The sequence below is a fragment of the Neisseria sp. P0001.S005 genome (assembly GCF_051963715.1).
On sequence record NZ_JBQCTZ010001093.1, the window covers coordinates 1 to 233 of the forward strand.

Annotated in this window: 1 pseudogene; it reads left to right on the top strand. The window is 50.6% G+C overall.

Features of this window, described 5'->3' with window-relative positions:
• Positions 1 to 233, top strand: a pseudogene (locus ACTHSP_RS24175) (NCS2 family permease); the annotation flags it as partial.

Genomic DNA, 233 nt, shown 5'->3' on the forward strand with positions numbered 1-233 from the left:
CCATTGCACCGGGCATGGGTTTGAACGCCTACATTACCTTTGCCGTCGTCAAAGGCATGGGCTTGGACTGGCGTGTGGCTTTGGGTGCCGTTTTCATTTCAGGCATTATTTTAATCCTGTTCAGCTTCTTTAAAGTGCGCGAAAAGCTGGTCAACGCCCAGCCTATGGGCTTGAAAATGTCGATTTCCGCAGGCAACGGCCTCTTCTTGGCATTGATTTCGCTCAAATGCGCA